Genomic DNA, 24,473 nt, shown 5'->3' with positions numbered 1-24,473 from the left:
GCAGTCGGGCGATTCGCTCAGCAAATCGGGGTGGTTTCAGTGGATAATGCCACTGATTCCAGTTACGTCCAGTACTACTGCCGAATCTGCAAGACGGGATGTATCAACCTCCGTACACAGTCGCGGACCAGGTACCGCGAGTGTGAATCTTGTCACTCGGTCCCCGTGCTCGATCGAGGTGATCCCGTCGACCGGGTACATCCCGGACTACTCTGGGCAGTTCACGCAACCCTGTCCGACCTCGAACTCAGTCCGCAGTCGGATGCACGCGCTGCTCCCGCAGATACCGTTCCATCCCTCGGCTGATGAGCACGGGGGCCTCGATCTCGGACGGATGTAACACATCTCCCCTTAGGGACTACCTTCTCGAAGAGCTGGAATCCGAGGGGCTTCTCGGTCGAGGCCAACTGCTCGATGGTTCGTACACTGAACGCGATCGCGACCGCGCGCGCCTTCTCCAACTCGTCGCTGAACATCCTGAGGGTATCCTCCGTTCTCGACTCGTCCACGTGGGCCTCTATGGCCTCCGTCTGTACGGGACTGATCCCTGGCGCAACACGGTCGGGTTCGACGACCTAGACTGGAACAGCGCCGAAGATCGACACGATGCCGCGCTCGACCGGATTTCAGAAAAGACCTCGACCGTCGATCAGCTCGACGGCAGCGATTCGGAATACCAATTTGCATACAGGTTCACGAAAGCGGCTGAGGAGACCGATCTCGTCCGTCTCGAAAGCGGCGGAAAATCGGCCACCGTGTTTCCGACACTGCGGCTTCTTGACTTGATTTCATCAGGCATTAGTGAAACAGAGACCCCCGACGACGGCACGCTTTCAGACCGTAATTTCGTCCGGCGCGTCCTGTCCTCCGTCGATTCGCACCTTTCAGACGCTCAGAAGTCCGCTGCCGCTGAGGGGCTTCTTCGTTACATCCGGCGCATCGACGATTTTCGACTGGCCTTCGACGTCCACGTTCGCTCCCGATCGGGAACCGAAACGCGTCGAATGACCAAACAGTACAAAACTCGCTTCAATTCCGAAGATCGGCACGGGCGGTCGTTCGCTCGCCTCCAAGATGCCCTCGACGCGCACGCAGAACCAGGTGCGACCGCGGCGTTCACTACTCTTACAACCGACCCGAAACAACACGGTTCGCTGCTTGATTCGATACAGAATATCAATCCGAACTTTCACCGTCTTCAGCAGTACCTCTCGTCAGACCCGTCCTCGAAGGCTGATACACGGGAAGACGATGTCTCCGGTTGGCGGCCGGATCTCGACGACCAGGTGACCGGCCGTCCTCGTCGAACACTTGACTACCTGAAGGTCCTCGAATTCGCATCCGGTGGACTTCCACATCTCCATACGCTCTATTTCAATCCTCCACAGCGTGAATCGGACGGAATGCCGTGGCTGATCGACAAGAGTGAGTTGTCGCAAAAGTGGTCCGATTACGGACAGGGAGAGGTCGTCGACGTGCGACCGTTAGTGTATCGAGACGATCTCTGCCCAGCTGGTGATCCGAACGACCCCGACGACAACGGCCTCCTTGATCTTGTTCCCTTCGTTGGGTCCTCGCTCGACGAAGATGGCACGTGGCAGTTCATACAAGAGTCGACGGAGGACACGATTCTCAACTGGTACCGCCGAGAACACGATCTCGATGGCGTTCGGTTCAATTCCTCCGAGGGGTGGGTCGACTGGTACCGCTACGGAGATAACGACCTCTCCCGTGAAGAGGCGGCCGAACGCGCCGGACAGCACGATCTCGTCAATATGGAAGGCGATGACGAGATCATTTTCCAAAAAACCGCTGGTGCGTACCTCGGCAAGTACCTGAGTGCTACTTACGGAGCCCTTTCGGACGTTGCTGAATCCTTCGAGGATCGTGAATCGATTACGTCGGGTGAGGACGACTCAAAAGAAGCCGTCTGGAAACTTGCGCTCTACTGGGCAACAGACAAACAATTCTGGTCGTGTTCACGCGGAATAGAGCGTATCATCGACCCCGAAGAACAGGAATTAGAGGGTGACGCCCGCGACGCCGCTGAATGGGCTTCTCAGGATACTGTCCTCGAACTCGCACGAGAATACGCTGAGACGTGGGCTCACGAGCCGGATTTAGATGAACTGCTCGAATCAGGTAGAGCGCAAGCTACACTCCTTGAACTATCAACTGATTACTGGGTGTCGATCGATTACCTGGGTGCCTATGCCTACTGGGATATGCCCATCTCGACATCACAGGCTGCTTCGCTTGAAGTAGTTGAAGAGAATCAATACGATTCTGATGAGCCATCGATTTCGGCTGAAGCTGATCGTCCACCGCCGACATCCCAGGTTTGGGGAGAGTCTTAGGCTGCGTTCGATTCTCTGGTTAGGCTGGTCACTGGTTAGACTCTCCAAAACTATCCTGACGACATAGTTGAGTACGTATCATATACGAACTCGGCCACTGACGTTAGAACAACAATCATAAAAATGATAATAAATGCTACTACTAAGATTGTTTGAGCGAGGTCTGGGATCTGGTTTATCGAATCTACACTACCTATTGAAAGGCTGGCACTGAATATTGAGGCAGCTACTTTATTACCATCTAGTAATAAAACCGCCATAACTATGATTGGGAATTCGATCGCAACCTCAATAGCTACCTTTTGTAAATTCATTCTCCGATATCAACCCAATATGAATAAAACAGAAACATCCCGATCACTATAAATAACACACTTATTGAGTAAAGTCCAGTCACCGCAGCGAATACAGTGGCGAGGCTTGAGAGTACAACTCCGAATAAAACAATGATATCGTGAATAGGTTCCAACGGCGCGAATCTAATTTTATTTTTAGTTTCCTTATCAAACTGGTCCCAGTAGTTCACACCGGAATGGACCTCTGTCAGAACCTCTTCGCTATTCAAGACACCACCGGATAACAAACTATCTTTTACTGCTGACTGGAAGCTATCATTTGCTGAGTACTTCCTCAGTTGTGGTTCAACTTTCGCCTCCTCCAACTGGTACTCAACATCTGAAAGCCTTTCTTCCAGGTTTAGCATTAATTCCTTCTCCGATTTCTCACGAATAGCAAAAGCTGAGGGGCCCAGAGAGGGTTCTTTTTTTCTGGATAACCTATTCTCCGTACCAATCACAATTGCCTCACCCTTAGAATCAGCACTATTGGATTCTTTCACAAACCTCCTTTCTATCTCTTGTTCGATCGAGGCGCTTCGTTTGCCCTCCTTGGATGGGAACTCTTTTTCAGTCGACATTGGTTTGTGGGCTTACCGTCTCTAACGACTCCATTTTATCATCAATCTCTTCGACTTTTTCTTTGATGTCTTCGTTTACTTCAACTAAATTTTCGTATTCAGATTCATCAATAAGAAAGTCATTTTCAATTACCGTTGAAAGTGTTTCATTTATTCCTTCGATTATAGATCTACTAAGATGGAGTCCGACAGACGAGGACACTCTGGTTTCGAAAAGATCCAGATCTCCAGTTGACGCCTCAAAATAAATCATAGGTTCGGCATACTCACTCCTGTAACCCGGTTCATAGTCGTATGAGGTAATTGGATTTAGTCGTTCACCGAACACTTCTAAGTATGCGGCACTCAATGAGGGTAAAAGACGAGAATACTTTTGATTAATATTTTGTGCTGTCTCAAGAACTTCTTCTCCCTCTGAATCTCCACGTAACAGTTCTTCATAGCTATTATCCAAATTCATTGAGTACATAAGAAATCGATACGCGTCCCTCTCAGACCTCGCTAAACTTCTTAGTTCTTGTCTTACTTTTGTGTCATTTCCAGATATCCTAGCCCGCAAGAGATCGTCGAGTAGATTCTGTATAGTTCCCTCAAGCTGCTCGTACTGTTCATAATATTGAATGAGTTGCTCAGCGGTTTCTTCAGATGGATTTGACATTACTTCTGATCTGTATTTCGATGACAAAAAAGTTGACCTCTGTAGATCAAACCTAACCATCTGAACTGAGTGTTCTTCACTTCCACCCGGGTCATTTTCCAACTTAATACACAATCAAATGTAGATATTCTCGCAGATGTCAACTGAAACCCCAAGCTTCGACGAGATGGAAACCGTCGACGCACCGGATCAGTCCGGTGACGGCGACGCTGAATGGATCGAACTCGACGCAGGCGAATCCGTTGTGGGCGAACTCCGCAAGCGCCAGGAGACCCAAGAGTACGACAACGACGTTCTCGAAATCGCACGCGGCCTCGGCGACGTTGTCGTGATGTTCTCGAACGGCCAGATCGACCGCCGGCTCGACACCCTCGCGGACGAGTACGGCTCTGCTGAGGGCCTCGTCCTCGGGTTCAAGAAAACCGAGAAGACGCGCACGTTCACCCCTAACGGGTCAGACGAAGAGGTCGAATTCAACCTCTGGGAAGTCCGCCAGCTCAAGGAGTAGACCGATGGCTTCCAGTTCATCCTACTCGTCAATGACCGGTGCGCTCTCGGAGTACGCGAACCTCCGGACACTCCCGGCGATCTTCTCGGTAGTCTTCGTCGCGACCTCGCTGTACCAGTTTGGTGGCATCACCGAGATCACCCTCACGTGGTTCTCGAACTACTCGCTGACGACCGAACACGCAGCCCTCGCGGGTATTGCCGTCTACGCGGCGGCGTTTATGTCCTCAGAGACCAAGCGCTTCGAGAACTACGAAACTTGGGAACAGGTCGCTCTCGGCGCTGTTCCCGTGGTCACCCTCGGGTATCAGTATGTCACCGAGATACAGTCACTCATCAATGACCTCGGCGGCACCAGTCCGCTCGGTGCACAGCTCGCCTTTGCTGTGACGCTATTCGGCTGGTTCGTCGCTGTCCGCTGAGAGGCTTTCCAATGTCCAACGTTTTTCGAAACCACGATCGGAAAGTTGCACTGCTCGGAGCGGGCGTGACCGCGTTCGCCCTGCTCTCGAAGCTCCTCACGGAGGGTCTACTATGAGCCGCGCTGTCGCGGCGACCTCGGTCGTCCTCGGCGCTGGCTTCTCGACCCTCGCCACGGTCATCACTGACCTGTCCGTGTATGACGGTAGCTTCCCGCTGATTTCTTTCGTCCCGCTTGCGCTCGGCCTCCTCGCCGCGAACCTCGTCTATCCCGATGACGACGATCGCGACGAGCTGCCCGATGGCCTCGACCGCAAAGCGATCAAGGACCTCGGAGGTGATCCCGATGCGTAGCAAGTTCGCTTCAATCTTGATGGCCTTCCTGCTCGTCACTTCAGGCATAACGGCCTCGACCGGCGCGGCCTCCGCGCAGACACTCACTGACAGCGAGTGTTCTGGTTTGGTTTCGTTCATCAAGAACGCAGTTTCGCTTGGCCTCACTGGGTCCGGCACTGCCGAGTGCGCTCCCACGAATGACGCCATCGAGGATATGAAGCAGTCCGACGCCAACCAGACCAAGGTCGACATTTACTCGACTGGCTCGGCTGAGAAAGCAAACCTCGAAACCTTCAACACAGTTTACGGGAACTACCTCAACGACACCGAGTCGGTTGCCTGGATGAAGATGCAGGTCGCCGTCGCTGAGGCCTACCAGGACGGTATGTCTCAAGAGCAGGCGCTTGTTGAGGCGCGCCAAGCGATCTCGAACTACTATGCCACGAAGCAGATAAACCAAATCAAGCAGTGGAACACTTCGCTGTCGAACTACCGCTACCTGCGCGAGCAGGCTACGAACGAGACCGATATATCGACCTCGTTCGTCTCGCCGAGTATCGAATGGGCTCATTCTGGTGAGGGTGCCTCATGGAACTTCGGCGGAACCAGGTCTCTGAGCCTCGTCAATGGTAGTACCGCTACCACTGCACAGGTCCACGTCCCGTTCACCCAAACCAATCAGGTGAACAACTACGATGGTACGGCCTACCTCCACGCAGCGGGGATGTCCGGCGCGGACGACTCTCACTTCAGCGACGTGAACTTCGATATTCACCCCCCGGACGGTAACTACGATACGCTGACTGTGTTCGAGGTGGAGGACTTCGCGGCGAGTTGGAATGAGATTCAAACCCGGAACAGCAACCTACAGGCCGAAGCCGAGAACTTCGTTAACGCGACCTACGCCGACTTCTCGGCTGGCGAAGCTAACGCTTCCGACGTGATATCGGCCAACACCGCGATGTTCGAGTACGCGACTCAATCTGACGGGTCCCAGTCGCTGTACGACTCGACGGCCGCGCTCGCGATGATGGGCTTTGACACACCCAATATGAGCAGTTCCGGTACGATGGACGTGACCTACCAAGGTAACACCTACACGGGGATCGTCCTCGCCCGGAATGCGCCTGGCGACGGTTGGGAGACGAACGTCACATACAACACTGGCAATATCACTGGTCCGGTGTTTCTCGCTACGGTCGATGGCCAGAAGCTCGACTTCGCCGAGGGCACGAACTTCACCATCGAGCAAATGCGCTCCCAGACTGGTGCTAACGTCACGCAGGTCAACACCACGAACTACGTCTACAAGACGGCCAACACCTCGGAGCTGAACGAAATGCAGACTCAACTAACCGACCTCCGTAAGGAGATCGAGTCGCGTGAACCGTCCGGCGGTGGTGGCTCCGGCTCCGGCCTCGACAACCAGACGATGCTCGCTATCGGCTTGGTTGCCGCTGCTGCGCTCCTGCTCGGCGGGAGGTCGAACTAAGCGTATGTACTGGCTCCTGGCCAGTCTCCTACCAGTGCGCTCGATCGCCGGGATCGCGCTGCTGGTCCTCGGCGCACACCTCGCTGGAGTCGACGTGATCGGGATCGGCCTCGATCTCCTCGGCCTCCCCGACTGGCGCTGGACCGGCCTCGGTCTCGACTCGCTCTGGTAGCGAACTAATCCTTTTCACCCCTACCCGCTATGAACCACAAACTCGCACTCATCGCGTGCTTAGTCCTCGGACTCCTCGTCGCGCCACCAGCGGCGGCACAGTCCGACGAACCGACTGCGACCTCGACGACGACCGCGACGCCCAGCAGCTCGTCGACGAACTCGACTTCGCTCTTGGCGGTCGATCGGCATACTGATCTCGTCGACAAACGGTACAACCGAAATACCGGCACACTGACCTTGACCTTCGAGGCGGATCGGTACGCACCGATCTCGCTCTTGGTCATCGAGGACACTGGCTCGTCGACTGGCTCGGCCACGTTCACCAAACGCTACCTGCAACCGGGCGAAACAACGGAGGTCCAAATCGAGGCACCGCCGAACACTCGGGTCTGGATCTCGACGGATCTCTCCCAGCAGAACGGCGTCGTCCACTTCGTCCAGACTACCGAAGGCAGCGCGCTGATCTCTGGCCCTTGGACCGCGGCTGATGTTCGGGATGCTGCGCTCGCCTCTGCGTCTGGTGTTGCGCTGATGGTCTTGTACCGGCTTGTCGTTGAACGCTCTGCGGTCAACAAGAACGGGGAGCGTGTTGCTTGATGCCCGAACAATCAGATCCCGACCAACCGGAAGAAGCGACGCCCGAGGAGACACGCACCGGCCATACTGACCAGCCCGACGACCCCCGTTGGTTCCGCGCGCTCGTCTGGCTCGTCGTTCGTGGGAAGTACCTGCTTGGCGCTGCTGCCCTGGTCGTCTTCGCTGTCCTGATCGCCACTGGTACCTCAGTCCCGCGTACGGTTCGGATCGGGACAATCGCCTTCATCGTCTCGACCTTCACGGTCGGTCGGTGGACAGCAGCGAAAACCCTCGATCTTATTGACGGCCCCGGTTGGGTCTGGCTCGTCGACGTCGATCTCCTCGACCTCGATGGTGCCGGGATTTACCGCTGGCCCCGTCCCCGCTGGAAAGAGGTCGAAGTCGTCGACGGACAGCTCTACTGGTCCAGCCCCTCGCTCGCGTTCGGGAAGAACGTCGATCTCGAAGCAAACACGGTCGAAGGTGTCTGGCCCGGCACGCTCGACGACCGCGAGCTGATGATCGCACTCTCGAAGGTACACGAACTTCGGAACGTCCTCGAAGAAGATGCCCAGCGCGGGTTCGCGATCGAGACGCAAGTCTTCTCGATCGTCCGGTCTGCCACGAGACAGGCTGTCCTCTCTGTGGTCCAGACCTTCGAGAAGTCGACGCTCCCCGATCGTGGCGAGTCGATCAATCAGGCCATCGACGACGCGATAGAACAGTTCGAACTCGACCGGCATATCCGCGATCGCGACGATGACGACCCGCTCGACGAGTTCGACGGTCCCGATCTCGATGCCGCGGCCCAAGCAGCTGCCTCGAACCAAACGGAGGCTGCAACCGATGACTGACGTTAACGAACACCTCTTGACCGCAGCGAAGCTCTACGAACAGGCCCGCGGTCGGATGGACAACGAGGCCGATCTGCTCTCGCACGCTGGCCTCCCGCTCGACCAGGAGGACCACGATGTTCTCTCGTTCCTCCACGATGAGCCGATCAGCGACGAACTCGGCGCGTTCGAGGAGACACGGCTCGGCCAGATCGTCGACGCGCACCTCCGTTCGGAAAGCGCCACGCGAGCGGTCAAACAAGGGGACGGTGAGGCGATGTCCTACCTCGTCGGGATTACTGAACAGGATCTCGACGCAAGCGCCCTCACGCTCCCGGCTCGCATCCTCGACGAACTCGATCGCGATGGCGCGCTCACTACCGTCCTCGCGGCTGGTGATCCGAATACCGGGAAGACGAACAGTGCGTGGCTCTTAGTCGAACTCGGTCGGACGCTCTGGGACGACCTCCTGATCCTGAGCAACGCCCGCGCGAGCATCGTCGACGAACGAGTAACGACCTGCCACGATCTCGCCGAGCGCCTACTGGAACACCGCGACCGGCCGAAAGCAGTCGTGATCGACGAGGGCTCGACCCACTTCGACGCGCGGACGAACTCTCACGATGTTGCCACCCAGTGGTCTCCCTTACTCAAGCGGATGAGTAAACTCGGCGTCGAGCTGGTGATCGTGATCGGCCACACGGGGAAAGACGTTGATCCGGAGATGAAGCGCCTCACGTCGCTGGCGTTCTACAAGACTGAGCCAAAGACTATCGAGTTCTACCGTCGCTGGCCCGCGGACTCGGATCGCCCAACAGAGCAGTTGTTCGGTGGTCCGGTCGAATCACTCGAGGCGACGGCGGTAGAGTACGATCCCGACGAGCCTGCCCCGTGGAGCTGGAACCTCCGCTCGAACCTGTTCGACCTTGACCTCTCCTGGTCGGAACTCTTAGCAGAACTTCGCGATCGTGGCCCCGACGACTAGGGACGGAGTCTACCGTCGGGGCGGTCCCACGTGGCTGCGGTAGCGGTCCTCCTGTGACCGGAGCGAGACGCAACGGACCCAGCGGTAGCCCGGAACGGCGCGCAGCGCCGCACGCCCGGAACGTGGCCGTACCGTCGACGCGGAGGGATTCTCAATTATCTTTTTTTCTCTAGGTAGATAGCGGTAGACAACATCCTAGGGCAATTAGTTAGGAGAGGATTATTTCATATATTGTTGTAACCTCTCAATTACAGGACTCCGTAGGCCCAATTATTATTTATCCTGACGTTAAGCCCATCATATGGATGGAACCCCCGATGACAATTTCTCTTTGTCCTCAGTATTCAGTCAATCGTACTTTGAGATCCCAAACTATCAGAGAGATTATGCTTGGGAGGTATCTAATGTGGATGATTTGGTGGACGATATTGAGTTCGTATATAAACAAAATTATAATTCAGAATCAGAGGAAAGATTAGATCATTATTTTGGAACCATTGTCTTAGAAGAGCGAGGAGATATCGAGCCTACAGACTACGAAGAGTTTGATAATTACGGTATAGTCGACGGACAACAGAGATTAGCAACAGTCGCGATTGTTATTTCTGCAATAATTGATGAAATGGCGACTATCGAAAAGAGCCGGGATATTAGCGCAGACTTTTCTAGTACGATTGAGGAGCGGAGAAAAAATATCGCGGAAAAATATATTGAGTACGGCGGTATCGAACGGATTCAGCTGGGTGGACTCGCAGAAGAGGCATATGACAACGTCATTCTTGGCAGTACATCTCCAGAAAGTTATCTTGCACAAGATGGTCTCGTCGAGGCTGAAAGAAAAATTGCGAGAGCTAAAGCAACCACTCTGTCTCGATTGGCGGAATGGAGAGATACTAAATATCAAAATAATACAGTAGACTATGCGGGATATTACAAATTCCTGAATAATATTGTCCAGATTATCACTCAACGGTTTGAGGTTAACGTAAAAGTTGTGGAAGATGTTGATGAAGCCGCGCGAATGTTTAAAGTGATTAATGATCGTGGCAGAGATCTTCGGCTTCATGATAAGATCCGAAGCCATTTGGTCTACTGTGCTTCCCAATCAAAGAAGCTAGATTCTAAGGAGGTATATCAGAGGTTTAACAGTATAGTGAGGAATGTTACAGTTCACGATGGATTCTCTGACACCGAAGTTGATGACCTAGCGAGAATTCACTGGGAAGTGTTTACCAGTGAGCGTTCTGACTCTCGGTCGAAACGATCTGGCCCCTCAGAGATTCACCGGCGTCTTTCCGATTTAAATGACTTCGCAAGTGTTCAAAGGCCTGATTTTGAATCTTTTATTAATCCATACCTAAATTCGCTTGAGAACTTTTCAGAATTATATCCGTACCTCACTGATAGAGATAAATTTGCAGAGAAATACTTTGAGCCTGATAGAGGCCATAATTCGCCAATTAATGTCTCTGTGAGAATGGTTCAACTTCTGTTTCTACACGCTGGATCCCAGTCTGCGACCACCCCAATATTGTTTGCAACAGCTGACAAATTCGGTGTCAGATCTCCAGAATTCGCCGATATAGTAGCCCAACTGGAAAAGCTTGTTTTCAGATACAGTTTGGTTATGTCCCACGGTGCGCAAGGATACGTCAATTCTCTATCCTCAATTGCTAACGATTTGTATTGGTCAGATGTTGACCCAGAACAGGTAGCTGAGGTGTTCAATTCTGATGCCAACCGATACGTCGGATATCAATCAAAAGAGCTTGGGATTAAGGACGCGATTGAACGGATCATCGAAAAAAGAGAGCGGATTGCTCCTATTGAAGAAGTTGCATCTGACTTCTTAGATACGCCTGACGTCCTGGATGGATCTTTCACTTCGGGTTGGGGGGGAGTAAGAAATAACGAGGTTGTGAAATATATTATATATGAATACGAGCGCAGTTTGAGAGGTCCATCCGGACTTCTCTCGCTTGCGCCTTATCATGAGTTTCGGAAAAATTTCCAAGTGGAACATCTTGTTCCGAAGAATGCAGAGGAAGGTAACAAACTTGAAGACCACATAGTGAATCGGAATCGACTCGGTAACCTAGCCGTACTCAGTAATGGAGAAAACCAGTCTGAAGGAAATTCTTCGTTTGAATCCAAATACAACGAGATATACTCCAATTCCTCGTTGAAAGTCCTTGGAGACCTTGACGGCCCAGAATTCACAGTGGCGGATGTATCCGCACGTAACGAGGAATTACTCGAATTTATCAGCGAGAGGTGGGGATGAATACGTAAATATATCGAACGGTTGTTTCAGTACCAAATACGATTGTTAAAAAGCTCGCAAAAATACTACCCACAGACCCACCTACGTATATATAACCTTCTAGGTGGGTAGTCGCTAGTAGATCGCGCGGCCCCTCCTTGTGGGGGGTCGCGCGAGTAGATGCCTTGTCCGAACACTCATTATCCACTGGCTGTAACACATATGTATGTCGAACGCGGATACAGCCGACGGCGGCCCAGAAAAGACTAACATCAATATCCGAGTGACGGAGATGTTCCTCGAAGATATTGATGCCACGTGGCAAGAAGAAGGGTACAACAGCCGAAGCGAGTTCATTCGCGATGCACTTCGCGATGCCGTCCGCCATCCCGGCCTTACTCGGGAGAGCTGGAAAGAGATCGCCGCTGTTGAACACGCTCGGCGGACGGGTGATGATGAGTCGTTCTCTCGCGAGGAAGTCTTAGGCGACGATGAGTGACGACGACTGGACTTGGGAGTTCAAGAAACCCGCAAAACGGACTTACGACGACCTCGACGAGCACGCCCAGAACCGGATCACGGACAAACTCGACGACATAGTAAACGACCAGTGGCGCGATCCGGATGAGTATATGACACCACTGACGGGCGCGCCGCATTCGCGAATCCGGATCGGGCAGTTCCGTCTCGGTTCCGAGTGTGACTACGAGGAGAACGTAATCATCATCTTCACGATAGAGCGCCGGAGAGGAGCATACAAAGCGGATGACGACTAGCTCGGAATCTATGTATTAGAACCCGCCTGGCCACCGGGGCAGAGTTCCAGCGTCCAAGTCACCTCGGAGATATGCCAGTCCCCAAGATGTGATCTCGTACATATCATCGTAAACAGGTGCGATTAATTCACGCTGTACCAATTCCTGACAACGCTCACGAATGTGGTTTTGTGACACCTGTAGTTCCTCAAATCGGGAGTCGGATGCTATCGTCGAAGGGGTTGCCCAGCTGTCTTCCGCCAAATGCTCTAAAATTCGTTCGTCGACTTGCTGCATCCAGTTGGCAGATTTCCGACTTGACATCTATGCTGTTGAGGATTCGGGTTCTTCGTCGGCTTCAGGCAATTGGCCGGCATCTAATTCCCCTTCCAAATAGTCCTCACCAGTATCTGTAATTACATATACTCCGTTTCCCAAGGGTTGAAGCAGCCCGTGCTCGGCCAATTTTTTCAGCCGCCGAGATATCTGCGATCTCGATACTCGAATATATCTGTGGTCCGCAAGCTCGGTGGCGGTCCCTGATCCCTCGTCGTTAATGATCTCCAGGATACGATCGTCCCAGAGAGTCATCCAAGCTGCGGATTTCCGCATTCAGTTGTGTGCTTAATACCACGTAGTCTTAGTTGTAACACTTTGGGTTAAATCTCACTTTCAGTCTTTCTAAGAACAACCTGTGTATTTATGCACTGCGAGTGTTATTGTGGTCGTGCGGAGCTACCGGGTAGGATACTGATGACTCTGGTCGGTTGATGAAGAGCGGGACCGTGCTACAACACGGTCCCAAAGGTGGCTTCGTCCTCTGTGATGAGCAAAGCCATCTTCGCGGGCAGAGCCCGCACGAAGGACGAAACGGCGCATTCTGAAAACAGCATCGGCTCTCTCGCCAGTTCGATCGAGGTGAGTACTGGTGAGTGACGCCTCAAGCGGAGAGAACAATCTCCGACCAATTTCTCCAGGTGAGGCTCGGGACCTGTATCTCGAATCGCTCCGAGACGAAGCAGCCGACTGGACCCAGCAATCTCAGGAGAGCCACCTTCGCGCCTTCATCGAATGGTGTCGCGAAGAAGCTGAAATCGAGAATATGAATACTCTCTCCGGACGCGACATCTTCCAGTTCCGTCAGTGGCGGCGTGCCGGAGGATACTCGAAGGGGAAAGATGGTGAGATCGCACCGCGGACGTTATCGAGCGCACTCACTACTGTCCGCACGTTCCTCCGCTTCTGCGGCCAGATCGAAGCTGTCCCTCCAGAGCTATACGAGCGCGTCGACCTCCCGGCGTTGTCGAAGGCGGACCAAGTCAGTGATTCGACGATCGCGCCAGAGCGCGTTCCGAAGATTCTCGACTACTTGAATACCTACCAGTACGGCTCTCGTGATCACGCGATCTGGGCTCTGGTGTGGCACACCGGAATGCGTTCGGGCGGGCTTCGGTCTCTCGATCTCGAAGACACATACCTCGACGACAAGGAGCCGTACATCGAACTCCACCACCGCCCGAACGAGGGAACTCCCCTCAAGAACCAGTACGACGGTGAACGGGTCAACAGGATTAGTCGCCGAGTCGCCCAGGTCTTGCAGGATTACATCGACGGTCCTCGGATCGATAAGGTAGACGACTACGGTCGGTCTCCGTTGATCACAACGCGGCAAGGTCGGGTCTCGTCGACGGCTATCCGGAATACCTTCTATCGCTGGACTCGACCGTGCAAGGTCGGTGTTGAGTGTCCGCACGGTGAGGACCCGACGACGTGTGACTGGGCTGGTCCGGGTCCGATGAGTAAGTGTCCCTCTGCGCGGTCAACGCACGACGTCCGGAAGGCCCGCGTGACTCGGTATCGGAACGACGGCGTTCCGCGCGGGGTGGTTTCGGATCGGCTGAATGCATCCGAGGACGTGCTCGATCTGCATTATGATCGTGCCTCGGATCGAGAGAAGGCGAATCGACGCTGGGAATTCCTTCAATAGTCACAACGATGATACAAAAACTCAGAAAATACGGTCAAAATCCGATCGGTGGAGACCTGCAGCGCCCATCATTCTGCGTGACGGGCAACATTTGGCAGACGGCGGTACGGCGCTTATAAAGGAACCCCTCTTCGGCCGTTTTGATTTCATCACGTTTCGGAACGGGGGTCGCCGGTGTCATGCGATTCGCTTGCATTTGAATGACACTGTGGGGACATAATTCTTGGGTAGAAGGTGTAATTGGCGGCGCGCGCGAGAGGTTTTGCCGTCCAACTTCGACTCTCATCCCACCACGCACCTCAGCAATTCAGATAGAATTCCTTCTGCTTCCGCGCAATTCCTCGCCCCTCAGAGTTCCTGTTCCAGCCTCTCGAAGAGGGTGCGCCATCGTTCGGGCACGTCATCAGTGTCGTACACCCCTTCGTTCGCTAATTCTAAGAGCCGGACGGCTTCGGCGTCGGTGAGGTTCTGCAGATCCAACTCCTCCACGGTCTTTTCGCGCGCCCATTCCGTGCTCATTGGCCGGTCACGTTGGATGGCCCCATAGAAGTGGAACCAGAACATGAAATTGTCTTCGGACGGTACGGGCGGGCTCTGATCCCGGCGGACTCGGTCGGGGATCAGCGGAAGTGACGGTACTGCTGAGAGAGCACCGAGGAACGACCGTCGAAACATGCCGTCGACAAAGTGACTCCTCTTCTAAAATCTACCTCCGCCTCGTGGTACACTCTCGTGTACGTACTCACGTACATACGTAGGTACATGAGAGGGTACCTACGTTGTGCAGTTCCACTATTCAGGTTGTACCGCAGACACTCGTCTACTCCGAATCAACGTCGGACTTGTCGCTCACTAGTGTGTTCATGACGCCTCATCCGATCCGTTCGATTGACTCAAGGCCGGGGACCTCGACAAGCCGTCTCCTCATCTCCGCATTGGTCATTGTACTGGTCCAGCAAAGCGTGATACCGATGGTGATTGCCGTTGCCGAAAGCTTCGGATCGATACCGTGCAGATCGTCAACCGTGACGGTATTGATGTCCTCGGCCCGCAAGAGGCGCTCTTCGGCGTCGGTGACGAGATCGCTGTCTTCACCACATGGGATGCGGATCGTGACGACAGCAGTCGTCGTCGGTTCGGGGTCGTTGTCACTGGAGATTGCCATGATGTCACCTCTGTTGAAGAGCGTCGCTCGGGCTATCTGATTCACGAGCTACGCTCTGAGTGCGCGAGGGGCGATTCGAACGCCCGTCTCGGTCGTGGCACGACCTCGTGATACCGAACTACACTATTCGCGCTTGACGAAGAAAGATGAGAGAGCAACGCTATGCAGGTTCGAACGCGTCGATCTCATCGATGACCTGCTTCGGGTTTTCGGCGTGTTCGATGAACGAGAGGACGTTCTCGGACCAGCCGGAGACGTTGTAGACGTTCTCGTATCCCTCCGGCGTCACGAGGTCGCCGTAGGACGCAAGATCGACGAGATACAACGCGGTGTCCGAGGAGACCTCGTTCCGATACGCATCGAACGCCGCCTTGACCGTCTGGTTATCACGCGCCGTGAATGGCGTGCTGTCCCAGATCTGCATGTCGGTGAAGACGACGACTCGCTCAATGGGCTCTTCACGCTCGCGGAGATACTCCAATGCCTTCCAGCCGTTCGTCGAGTTCCCGACATCCTCATCGATGGCCAGCACCGCATCTTGACGCTGCAGTACTGGCGTGTCCACGTGCATCGGAACGGTCTGGAAGTCGTCACCGAACCCGCCGATCTCCGCACCTTGGTCGGCCAGGATCGCCCCGAACAACGCACCGATCTCCTTCAGCCTGAGCGTGCTGTTCTTGGACAGCGCCATGTCCATCGACCCTGAGAGGTCCACGGCGACAAACGTGTCTCCGAGCCCGTCAGGCACCGTCTCGACAGCAACGTCGATTGCGTCCTCCAGCCACCGCTCGACCGCTGGTGCCTGGACGTCAGCATTCTGGAGTGCGGTGTACGCCTGGTAGTACCGGAACGGGTACAGCGGCGCGTGCCGGACTGCTTCCAGGTCGAGGTGGTCCACGACGGTGTCCTCGTCGACGCCTGCTTCGAGCATGTTCCGGAGGTTTCGGATCGATGCGAAGATCGGCAGCGTGTACGCGTCGTCCTCGATGAGCGTCTCCCACGCGTCTCGGGTGTTGCCGCGCTCAGAGATAACTGTCTCCCAAGTGTTCGGCGACGGCAGTGGTTCGACGTCGGGATAGTCGTCGAGATCGCCGCGCATGAACCGCTCGAACAGCACCTCCTGGTCGGCGTCGACCGGCTTGGGGTGGACGCGATTGAACACGTCGTGCAGCGTCACCTCGCGCCGCGACAGCTCGTACTTGCCCAGGGTGTAGGCGTCCGCCATCGAGACGAGCGCGTCTTCGACCCCACGTCGAAGCGGCCACGGGGCAGTCCCGCCGAACAGCTGGTCGTGGATGGCGAGCACGGTTGCCGTCTCGTCCATTCGCTGGATGATCGCCGGGGCCCACTCGCGGATGAGTGACTCGGGTGAGTCGTCCTTGAACCGGTTGTCGTTGGCTGCCAGTACGAGCAGGACCTGTGGAATGTCCCGTAGGTAGAGTTCCTGGCGCGCGTACGCGGCGAGTTTCAGGACGAACTCCGGATCCTCGTCTGCCGCGGCGTCGAACCGTCGGACGACAGCAGCGAGTTGTTCGTCATCGGTCTCGTAGAACGAGCCCTCCAGCAGTTGGTTGATCGTGCGCTTGTACAGTGCGAGTCGAGGGTCCGCAGGCTCGAACGCTTCCCCACCTTCGTAGTTGGTGGTTCGCGTCGCCTCCGCGACCGTTTGCTTTGGCCTGTTGAATTCCATACTATCACGCGGAGCCGCAACAGGCGACTCCGATACCGGTGCTGTTCACACGTAGTGCGAGCAGCGAACGCCGGGAGAAGACGTCTCCCGAGCCCAGCCTCACTTCGTTCGGCTGGACGTCCCCGGCACGATTCGAACGTGCGACACCCGGCTTCGAAGGCCGGTGCTCTGTCCTGGCTGAGCTACGGAGACAAGGACGTGGCCGGAAAACTGCTGAAGCCTGAACAGCGTGCTACCAGATTACACTACGGTGGACGAACAGATTCCACCGCCGGGATTCGAACCCGGACTTCCGGCTCCAGAGGCGAAGGATGGCTCCAACTCGACGGCCACGGGATGAGTGATGGCGACCGGGAAACTGTCGAGGCGGATCCGGTGTCGAGAGCACCCACGTGCTCTCTTTGTCCGGGATGTTCTCGATGGACGAGGCCACCGACAGGATTTGAACCTGCGAGTTCCTGGCGAAGCAACACCCCGACTCGACGGTCGCCACGTGCGGTCGGGAAACTGACGGCGCGACGGGCTATGACTCCCGGTGTGGGCCTTGCGGGCTGAAGGAACGCACCGTCTCGTCGACCGCACGCTATGGGAACCGACAGGGGACGCGTCACCGGTCTACGTCGCTACCTCGATGGTACGACGCAGAGCGTCGCTGTCCACTGCCAGTTCCCGAGTGCTCCCGAGGGGAATCGAACCCCCGACCTCCAGCTTGAAAGGCTGGCGTCCCTCGCCAACGGAGACTCCGGGAGCATCACTGCTATGGAACTAGTGGTTCCGAGCGCCTGGGGAAGGACTCGAACCTCCTGCGACCGGGGTAACAGCCCGGCACCCCCACCAGGGGGGTCTCCCAGGCACCGAGAGGGCCCGACGGGATTCGAACCCGCTATCCTGCGGTTAAAAGCCGCTCGCCTGTCCTCATAGGCTCCGGGCCCACATGCTCCAGCCCGGATTCGAACCGGGGGCTCGGCCGTGAGGGCCGTGAGTTTGGCCACTACTCCACTGGAGCGGGTTGGCCTCTCCTGGAAAGGGTCATCGGCCAGTGGGACGGGCAGGATTCGAACCTGCGTGTTCTCGTTACAAGTGAGATGAAGGAACTCTCTCCGTCGCACCGGTTCTCCGGTGAAAACTCGGCGAGAGTGTGTAAATGCCAGGCTCTTCCACCGCCCCGAAGTCTCTCCGGCACGACTCGAACGTGCGTCTCCTCCTCTACAGGGAGGCGTCGTGACCGCTCGACTACGGAGAGAAATGTCGCCGCGAGGATTCGAACCTCGGAAGGACCTACGCCAGCGGTTCTGAGCCGCTTCCCGTTGACCACTTGGGTACGGCGACAGGGAATCGTCTACCGGTACAGTAACCGGCATGCCGCCACCAGGATTCGAACCTGGGAAGGACTAACCACACGGTCCTCGACCGTGTCCGTTTGACCACTCTGGCATGGCGGCGCAATTCGAGAATCGCTAACGACTCTGCGAATCACCTCGGCACGCAGCGGCGGGAGAGTGATTTGAACACTCGTGCCCTCGCGGACGCCGCGCTTCCAACGCGGTCCCTTGGCCGGGCTAGGGAAATCCCGCCAACAGTGAGACGGAGATTCGAACTCCGAAGCCTCGCAGCTCTCGGTTTCAAACCGAGCACAGTCACCAATCTGCTTGTCTCACCACACGCCGTCGGAGCTTGCTCCGACGAGCCTCCTTCGCGTTACTCACGGGCTGTCGGAAGATGCGTATTGCTCAGCTTCTGACCCTCGGTTTCGGGGTGAGTAAGTTCACCAGCACCCAGTCACGGCAGGGGCGAATGGCGGTCACCTCGTTCCGTGAAAGTACGTGCCTTCGTCGGTGACGCAGATTCTCACGCTTCCAATCGTGTCGATGGACGTTGTTTCACCGAGTGGGACGTGCCGGAACGCTTTTTCCTCGCAGTCAGGGCAGACCTTCTTTGGCATCACGCCGTGTCCCGGAGTTGAACCGGGAACCCGTCGCCGGGGCTGGCGTAGCAGGCCAGTGGGGTCACCATTCCCCAGACACGGCACACTGAGCCGACGAGGATTCGAACCTCGGTCCTGTGCGCCCAAGGCACAGATCGTCGTCCGCTGGACTATCGGCTCACGGGTACTGCCGAGCGTTCGGCAGTTAGTTATCTATCTGTACGACTGTTTCCAACTGCGCAACCACGAACGGGTAGTCGTGATTACGTGTCTCATCGCGGGGGCGTACTTCGGGTGCTCCCGGGAATACCACACCGGCTCATGTAGGTTGCAGACCCTGCTGGGCCCAGCATCGTGGGAACGATCCAGCTGATCGCACCAACGGGCTGCCTACCTCGATGGGTATCCCCACGTGGTTTGTCCACGCGTCTACGCCGACGCCGGGGTTCGAACCCGGATCACGGTCGTGACAGGACCGTATGCTCGCCGGATTACACCACGTCGGCATGCAGTCGCCCCGGCCGGAATCGAACCGGCGACCTCCGGATTCAAAGTCCGGCGTCCCTCGCCAGCGGAGACTCCGGGGCTCGACGTAGCCGCAGCTAACGCTGCGGGGGATGTGTGCTAGCGACTCCTCGTACGCTCAGCGCGTACGGAATCGCTCGTTCGTTCCACGGTCAGGAACGAACGCAGACCAAACTGCCGCGAGCTTCAGTCGCCGTACTCGCGTGACGCTGTGAGCTAAGCGAGTACTAGGCGAAAGCAGGCGGCAATCCCGTGTTCCCCAGCCCCTGACGGGTAGTCCGCGTGGGAGCCGGGTTATGCGGGTGAGAGTGTCCGGAGATCGCCGGAGTGCGTCGCACTTTCGCGTTCGATGGCGACGCAAGCCCAGTGATTCCCGGCCGAACTCTTCGCACGCTGGTCTTGTAGATACTCGCCGAACACGCGACCCGCGGCTAAGCGAGAACGAGCACGCCGCGATTTGAAGCGAGTATCGACCATGTTGCGAAATTCTCCGTTTTCGAGATTTGTTTCGGACGTCAATTACGGGATATCGTGGCAACTGTATTAAAGTTAGTCAGGGTGTGGTAACCATAGACAAGGAGGTCGTGAAGTCCTGCGCCAGGTACATTGTTAGAGGTCACTGCTGGAGTGCACAGAAACTATTTACAGTAAACGGCTGTCTGTTAGAACAGATGGTTGGTCTCCCGTCGGTCGAGTTCTAGCCGGGGACCCAGTCACAGTGTGTGACTGATGGTTCTCGGTTAGAGACCAATGACCGAGAATACTGACGCAGGCAAGTCTGACCAGACAGAGTGTAGCGACGCGCCTCCTCAACCGATTGACCCGACCGACTGTTCTTCGTGTCGGGAGACAACCTCCATCCTGGCGTGCGATGCGTGCGACACCACGCACTATGCCGAACTCCACGATGTCTCGCTTGGTGACTCTGAGTACGATGTGTGTAGCGACTGCCTCCAGTTGCTCGTCGATCAGGTCGAGCGATACTACTGGTGGGAACGCCTGACTGAGGCGCACTACAACCGCGCAGCGGGATTTCTCCGGTCACTTGATGAAGTTTGGTGCGTCAAGGATTAGGCGTACGCTGGCGGCGAGCTGTGGATTCATACGCCCTATTGTGATGCGGCAGTCGTCAGAGATATTTGCGACCACTTCGGGTTCCAAATCCGGTGGTTCAGCGTCGTGACTCCCACTGACGAAGGATTTGATTGCATCTCCGAGCATGGTCCCTGTATCGAAATTAACCTCACCTACACGAATCGCCCCTCTAATCCGCTTCCGTTAGAATACGACATCCAGGATGACGTGACGTACCACGAGATCGAGTGGCTCGAAAACCATCACCGCCTGTTCGACCCAACGACTGATTGGAGTAGGCTACTGTAAATCAATTCTCGGTAACACTTATTAGTGATTCGCTATTTTATTTTACAGCAGTGCTTACGAACGCGGGACTCGAACTCATCGACGCTCTTCACGGTGGGCGTGAAGCGACCGTCCACGAGCTCGCAGACGAAACTGGGATCAGCACTTCGCAGATCTACCGGACGGCCGACGAGTTACTCACCGAAGGGCTCATTGACGAGTCCAGAGGGCACCACAATCAGCGGCTTCTGTGCGTTACTGGCCATCCGGTGATCGAAGCGTACCGAAGCCTGATCTCTAAACTGGGGCACGTTGACTGGCCAGATTTGCTCTCGCCGGCAACAATACGCATTTGCTGGTTTCTGGATGAACCTCGACGCGCAACAACAATTGCAGATAGACTTGACATCACGCGACAGGCGGTCCACCACGCGCTGGATCCGTTGAAACATCGCGCGATGCTCTTCCCATCCGGGCCAGAGTACGCGCTCGTCCCCAGCCTACAACCGTTACACGACTTCGCAGAAGCCGTTATCCTCCACGAGCACCGCGCCCGTGTCCGGCGTCTCGCGCCAAGTGCAACAGTCGAGTGGTTCGATCCTGAGCGGGCACTTGTCCACGTCCACACCAAAGACGACACCGCGGCTCTCCAAGCCGCTGACGAGTGGGAGATGACCGGGCTTGCGCGGTTCGTCACATTCGACCTGCAGTTCTTCCTGGCAGGTGAACCGGCATTCTGGTACGCACCAGACGAGCCCCTCACGCCTGCCCAAATTGTCTGTCACAGCCTCGTGAACGATACTGGGTCAAGGCGAGTGAGCTACGCGCTCCTCCTCATCGAGCACGTACAAATCGACGAGAAGGAGCTACGCAATACCGCAACATGGTACAGTTTGGAATCCACAGTCTCGGACCTGTATGCGTTTCTCAAGGACGAGGCCGAGAAGCTGGATGGTGGCGACACAGTGCTTCCGAATCCTACCGAGTATAAGTCGTTGAAGTCACAGTACGGAGTCACGTAGCTCTAAGAGCGATTCTTCGGCTGAAAAACAGACTAGCCAATCAGATTACTTGCTGGAGCAGACTGTTGAGACGCTCTAACACCGATTCACAATCGCCATTCTCTCTGGCAGTTTCGCACAACTCGTCGAATAGGTCGGCCAGAGCCGCCACGATTGGTTCTTCGAGCGCTGTCGGATCGATAACAGGGAGTTCGTTGAGCGCATTGATGCTGAGTTTCTCGTAGCCGCCTTGCTGCGTTTGTGTCTGCGTCTGGATCACCTGCTGTCCGACGTTGCTATTCAGGTACGCGAGCAACGCTTTCAGTTCAGTTTCATCAAGGGACACGTCGTAGAATCCACGGAAGTTGTTGATGTTTCTCGCCGTTGTCTCGTTGAGGATGAAGGTGAAACCGTCTCGACCGGCGTCTTGCACCAAGAACCGAGGTGAGGCTTGTCGACGGGGTCGATACCAGTACGGGCGGTTCTCGATTACGTTCGCTCCAAGTGAGCTGGTCCGGTAGACACTATCCTGTAGATACGAAACGACGTTCGACATCTCGCCGTCGCTGTTCCTCGGGAGCGAGTCAGCGTTGAATAACACTTGCTTCTCGAAGTCCTCCCGTGACTTCCGGACTCCTGGTAGTTCGTCCGGGTTTAGTAGCCAGACCTCCTCACCAGCAGCTCGTAGTTGTTCCCAGTCCTCCTTACGGAAGTCGTACCCGTCGACGAGCCTTGGTTGACGAATGAGTCGAGACAAGTGTTTCTCAGAGATTCCTGACTCATCGACTTCGTTCTGAGTCAGGCAGAAAAACGTCACATCGCCGGTGGACTTCCCGCGGTGGATCGTGACGAACTCGCCGAGCTCAGTCAGCTCGCTTGTATCAACGTCGCAGGGATCGAATAGTGCTCCCCAGTTTTGCCCGGGTACAAGATCCGCTTGCGGCACGTGATTGATGAATCCCCACTCAGTCTCACCCTGCTCCCCATTCTGCACCGCGTTACGAAGCGTACTCGAATCGATGGACTCGTCCACGCGAATGAAGCGCGTCACACCCTCGTTACCACCAGAACATGCTTCTAAGAAGCAAACGAGTGCGGTGACTTGGGCGTCCTCGAAAACCGATTCGCCTTCTGGGTCGAACTGAACGAGCGCGGTGATGGAAAACTCGTCAAGTAGGAACTGTTTGAGTGAGTCGCCGTAGGCCGTCGTGAGGAATCTATCCGGCGTGAGGAACGCTGCACGGTCGCCCGAAGATAGGAACGACCGACTATGGTACATGAAATACGTGTAGAGTGGTGATCGCGCACTGACGTCGATTCCTGTCGATTGCTCCATGTCGGCGTTGATCTGTTCTTTGTACTCTTTCGGGAGCGCATCCCCGCTCGTGTATGGGGGGTTACATACGATCCCGCCAATATCGTGTTGTAGTTCGTCTGGATCAAGATTGAGGAAGTCGTGTGTTCGCGGCGTATTCAGCTGTCCACCCAAAGTGAGTGCTGTCGCGCCCATGACCCGAGCGAGGGGGCTACGTTCGATCCCGTCGACGTGCGTGGGGTCAGTGTTTAGACTCCAGCGCGGGTGAAACGCGCTGGATAGTACGCCGGCTCCCATTCCAGGGTCGAGAAGGTGGTCGACATCGCGGTTAGCCCAGGACTTCATCGTCACTGCAATTTCCGGCGGTGTCCGAAACTGCCCGAGTGACTGTCGATACTCGCTCGGTGTTAGCTCCGCGTAGAGCTTCCCAATATCTTCCGTTGGCTGGGGTGAGAAGAGCAATCGATCCCGGTGAGCCAACGTAGATTTCAGGAGGTCCTCATCAGCCAGTTCTGTGACGTGGTCAAGAATGAACTGATTGAATGCTCTGTCTCCTGTCTGCTTCCGTGCGTTGTGAAACGCCTGTTGTACCGAATTGGAGAGTGGTGGAACGATGCCGTGAAACCGGTACCATTCGTACATCGTCGCTTTTAGGAGAACATTCAGGACGGCGTGTCGCGCAACAGTTCTCTGTACCTCCACTGTTTCTATCGACCCGATTCCGTGCAGCTCGCACCACTCCTGGAGTTGCTTGTGGAGCGACTCGGACAATTTCGTATTGAATGCTGGAGTGATGGTGCCTGCTGCCCGTTGAATGTCCTTGATGAGTTCATCCGTGACGACGGGCGCGAATGTTTGAGAGGCTGAGTCCCACTCGTAGCTGAGTCGGTCGAGTACACGCTCGGTGACTCGGTTCTTTACTGCGGGTTTCCACACCTCGATTCCTACGTCTGCAGCGGTCTGGTACAGCTCTCGCTTCGAGAACGGTGCTGGAATCTCGTGCCGATCACCTGTCAACTTCTGGATGACGGCGTCTACCTGTTCATGCCGCCGTGCGTCCAATCCTACTGGGGTAACCGGTGAGCGGTCTCCCCCACCACCCATCGCCGGAGACGGGACAGGGGTCTGAGGATACGGACGAGCGTTATCACTCGTTCCGCGACGGTGGAGTCGCTTGATTTCTTCTAGGTCCCTCATATTCCTCGCTGCGGGCACGATCCGCAGTACGCCAG

21 protein-coding genes and 13 tRNA genes are annotated in these 24,473 nt (G+C 55.7%); 14 read left to right on the top strand and 20 right to left on the bottom strand.

Annotated features, from left to right (window positions below; genetic code table 11):
- The first annotated feature begins 305 nt into the window (after window positions 1-305).
- Window positions 306-2,357, top strand: a complete 2,052-nt coding sequence (locus NO347_RS03900; protein WP_256288343.1) for a DUF8148 domain-containing protein — start codon at window positions 306-308, stop codon at window positions 2,355-2,357.
- A 310-nt stretch (window positions 2,358-2,667) separates the two neighbouring features.
- Here the strand turns inward: NO347_RS03900 and NO347_RS03895 are convergent, their stop codons facing one another.
- Complete coding sequence (locus tag NO347_RS03895; RefSeq protein WP_256288342.1) at window positions 2,668-3,273, bottom strand: hypothetical protein; 606 nt, start codon at window positions 3,271-3,273, stop codon at window positions 2,668-2,670.
- Window positions 3,263-3,931, bottom strand: a complete 669-nt coding sequence (locus tag NO347_RS03890) for a hypothetical protein (RefSeq protein ID WP_256288341.1) — start codon at window positions 3,929-3,931, stop codon at window positions 3,263-3,265. The genes NO347_RS03895 and NO347_RS03890 overlap by 11 nt, the downstream gene beginning before the upstream one ends.
- A gap of 136 nt (window positions 3,932-4,067) precedes the next feature.
- Between NO347_RS03890 and NO347_RS03885 the strand changes: the two genes are divergently transcribed.
- The 11 genes from NO347_RS03885 to NO347_RS03835 all read left to right on the top strand — a co-directional run bounded on the left by NO347_RS03885 (window position 4,068) and on the right by NO347_RS03835 (window position 12,293).
- Entirely contained in the window at window positions 4,068-4,439 is a 372-nt protein-coding gene (locus NO347_RS03885) for a hypothetical protein (protein ID WP_256288340.1), read from the top strand.
- A gap of 4 nt (window positions 4,440-4,443) precedes the next feature.
- The gene (locus NO347_RS03880; protein ID WP_256288339.1) at window positions 4,444-4,860 is read left to right on the top strand and encodes a DUF8023 family protein; all 417 of its coding nucleotides are present in this window, start codon (window positions 4,444-4,446) and stop codon (window positions 4,858-4,860) included.
- 112 nt (window positions 4,861-4,972) lie between these two features.
- A complete protein-coding gene (locus NO347_RS03875; RefSeq protein WP_256288338.1) occupies window positions 4,973-5,212 on the top strand; it encodes a hypothetical protein in 240 nt (79 codons plus the stop codon).
- Window positions 5,205-6,686: an Env/VP5 family phage fusion protein gene (locus tag NO347_RS03870; protein WP_256288337.1), complete on the top strand. Its 1,482-nt coding sequence runs from the start codon at window positions 5,205-5,207 to the stop codon at window positions 6,684-6,686. Before NO347_RS03875 ends, NO347_RS03870 begins: the two co-directional genes overlap by 8 nt.
- 4 nt (window positions 6,687-6,690) lie before the next feature.
- Window positions 6,691-6,858: a hypothetical protein gene (locus NO347_RS03865; protein WP_256288336.1), complete on the top strand. Its 168-nt coding sequence runs from the start codon at window positions 6,691-6,693 to the stop codon at window positions 6,856-6,858.
- A 29-nt stretch (window positions 6,859-6,887) separates the two neighbouring features.
- Window positions 6,888-7,457 (top strand): DUF8063 family protein, encoded by a 570-nt coding sequence (locus NO347_RS03860; RefSeq protein ID WP_256288335.1) that lies wholly within the window; start codon window positions 6,888-6,890, stop codon window positions 7,455-7,457.
- The gene (locus NO347_RS03855; protein WP_256288334.1) at window positions 7,457-8,290 is read left to right on the top strand and encodes a DUF8125 domain-containing protein; all 834 of its coding nucleotides are present in this window, start codon (window positions 7,457-7,459) and stop codon (window positions 8,288-8,290) included. The genes NO347_RS03860 and NO347_RS03855 overlap by 1 nt, the downstream gene beginning before the upstream one ends.
- Window positions 8,283-9,254, top strand: a complete 972-nt coding sequence (locus tag NO347_RS03850) for a hypothetical protein (RefSeq protein WP_256288333.1) — start codon at window positions 8,283-8,285, stop codon at window positions 9,252-9,254. Before NO347_RS03855 ends, NO347_RS03850 begins: the two co-directional genes overlap by 8 nt.
- 301 nt (window positions 9,255-9,555) lie before the next feature.
- Window positions 9,556-11,538, top strand: a complete 1,983-nt coding sequence (locus tag NO347_RS03845) for a DUF262 domain-containing protein (protein ID WP_256288332.1) — start codon at window positions 9,556-9,558, stop codon at window positions 11,536-11,538.
- Between the two features lie 205 nt (window positions 11,539-11,743).
- Window positions 11,744-12,016 carry a ribbon-helix-helix domain-containing protein gene (locus NO347_RS03840; RefSeq protein WP_256288331.1) on the top strand — a complete coding sequence of 91 codons (273 nt, stop codon included), beginning with the start codon at window positions 11,744-11,746 and terminating at the stop codon, window positions 12,014-12,016.
- Window positions 12,009-12,293, top strand: a complete 285-nt coding sequence (locus tag NO347_RS03835) for a type II toxin-antitoxin system RelE family toxin (protein WP_256288330.1) — start codon at window positions 12,009-12,011, stop codon at window positions 12,291-12,293. The genes NO347_RS03840 and NO347_RS03835 overlap by 8 nt, the downstream gene beginning before the upstream one ends.
- 303 nt (window positions 12,294-12,596) lie before the next feature.
- Here NO347_RS03835 and NO347_RS03830 read toward each other — a convergent pair whose 3' ends face one another.
- Window positions 12,597-12,863 carry a winged helix-turn-helix domain-containing protein gene (locus NO347_RS03830; protein ID WP_256288329.1) on the bottom strand — a complete coding sequence of 89 codons (267 nt, stop codon included), beginning with the start codon at window positions 12,861-12,863 and terminating at the stop codon, window positions 12,597-12,599.
- A gap of 337 nt (window positions 12,864-13,200) precedes the next feature.
- Here NO347_RS03830 and NO347_RS03825 point away from each other — a divergent pair, with 337 nt between their 5' ends.
- Window positions 13,201-14,259 (top strand): tyrosine-type recombinase/integrase, encoded by a 1,059-nt coding sequence (locus NO347_RS03825; protein ID WP_256288328.1) that lies wholly within the window; start codon window positions 13,201-13,203, stop codon window positions 14,257-14,259.
- Window positions 14,260-14,607: 348 nt separating this feature from the next.
- Here NO347_RS03825 and NO347_RS03820 read toward each other — a convergent pair whose 3' ends face one another.
- From NO347_RS03820 to NO347_RS03745, 16 genes are all read right to left on the bottom strand, one after another.
- The gene (locus tag NO347_RS03820; RefSeq protein ID WP_256288327.1) at window positions 14,608-14,778 is read right to left on the bottom strand and encodes a hypothetical protein; all 171 of its coding nucleotides are present in this window, start codon (window positions 14,776-14,778) and stop codon (window positions 14,608-14,610) included.
- A 352-nt stretch (window positions 14,779-15,130) separates the two neighbouring features.
- Window positions 15,131-15,424: a hypothetical protein gene (locus tag NO347_RS03815; protein ID WP_256288326.1), complete on the bottom strand. Its 294-nt coding sequence runs from the start codon at window positions 15,422-15,424 to the stop codon at window positions 15,131-15,133.
- Window positions 15,425-15,484: 60 nt separating this feature from the next.
- A tRNA-Gly gene (locus NO347_RS03810) sits at window positions 15,485-15,557 on the bottom strand.
- A gap of 27 nt (window positions 15,558-15,584) precedes the next feature.
- On the bottom strand, window positions 15,585-17,114 hold the full coding sequence (locus NO347_RS03805; protein ID WP_256288325.1) for a TROVE domain-containing protein: 1,530 nt from the start codon (window positions 17,112-17,114) through the stop codon (window positions 15,585-15,587).
- Window positions 17,115-17,231: 117 nt separating this feature from the next.
- Window positions 17,232-17,306 (bottom strand) — tRNA-Arg (locus tag NO347_RS03800).
- Window positions 17,307-17,788: 482 nt separating this feature from the next.
- Window positions 17,789-17,864: transfer RNA gene (locus NO347_RS03795), tRNA-Glu, on the bottom strand.
- Window positions 17,865-17,893: 29 nt separating this feature from the next.
- Window positions 17,894-17,967: transfer RNA gene (locus NO347_RS03790), tRNA-Asn, on the bottom strand.
- A 6-nt stretch (window positions 17,968-17,973) separates the two neighbouring features.
- Window positions 17,974-18,046: transfer RNA gene (locus tag NO347_RS03785), tRNA-Lys, on the bottom strand.
- Window positions 18,047-18,154: 108 nt separating this feature from the next.
- A tRNA-Thr gene (locus tag NO347_RS03780) sits at window positions 18,155-18,281 on the bottom strand.
- Window positions 18,282-18,285: 4 nt separating this feature from the next.
- Window positions 18,286-18,357, bottom strand: a tRNA-Tyr gene (locus NO347_RS03775).
- Between the two features lie 3 nt (window positions 18,358-18,360).
- Window positions 18,361-18,443 (bottom strand) — tRNA-Leu (locus NO347_RS03770).
- A gap of 31 nt (window positions 18,444-18,474) precedes the next feature.
- Window positions 18,475-18,556 (bottom strand) — tRNA-Leu (locus NO347_RS03765).
- A gap of 47 nt (window positions 18,557-18,603) precedes the next feature.
- Window positions 18,604-18,689: transfer RNA gene (locus NO347_RS03760), tRNA-Ser, on the bottom strand.
- A gap of 456 nt (window positions 18,690-19,145) precedes the next feature.
- Window positions 19,146-19,218, bottom strand: a tRNA-Pro gene (locus NO347_RS03755).
- Between the two features lie 252 nt (window positions 19,219-19,470).
- Window positions 19,471-19,544, bottom strand: a tRNA-Asp gene (locus tag NO347_RS03750).
- A gap of 6 nt (window positions 19,545-19,550) precedes the next feature.
- Window positions 19,551-19,626, bottom strand: a tRNA-Gln gene (locus NO347_RS03745).
- 1,370 nt (window positions 19,627-20,996) lie between these two features.
- Here NO347_RS03745 and NO347_RS03740 point away from each other — a divergent pair.
- On the top strand, window positions 20,997-21,947 hold the full coding sequence (locus NO347_RS03740) for a helix-turn-helix domain-containing protein (RefSeq protein WP_256288324.1): 951 nt from the start codon (window positions 20,997-20,999) through the stop codon (window positions 21,945-21,947).
- Window positions 21,948-21,987: 40 nt separating this feature from the next.
- On the opposite strand, the gene NO347_RS03735 is transcribed toward NO347_RS03740, so the two are convergent.
- The gene (locus NO347_RS03735) at window positions 21,988-24,438 is read right to left on the bottom strand and encodes an Eco57I restriction-modification methylase domain-containing protein (protein WP_256288323.1); all 2,451 of its coding nucleotides are present in this window, start codon (window positions 24,436-24,438) and stop codon (window positions 21,988-21,990) included.
- Window positions 24,439-24,473 lie beyond the last annotated feature (35 nt).

Origin of the sequence: Halobellus inordinatus (assembly GCF_024464655.1) — an archaeon.
GTDB classification, from domain to species: domain Archaea; phylum Halobacteriota; class Halobacteria; order Halobacteriales; family Haloferacaceae; genus Haloquadratum; species Haloquadratum inordinatus.
Note: the sequence above shows the minus strand (reverse complement) of the source record. Positions and strands in the feature narration are given on the sequence as shown.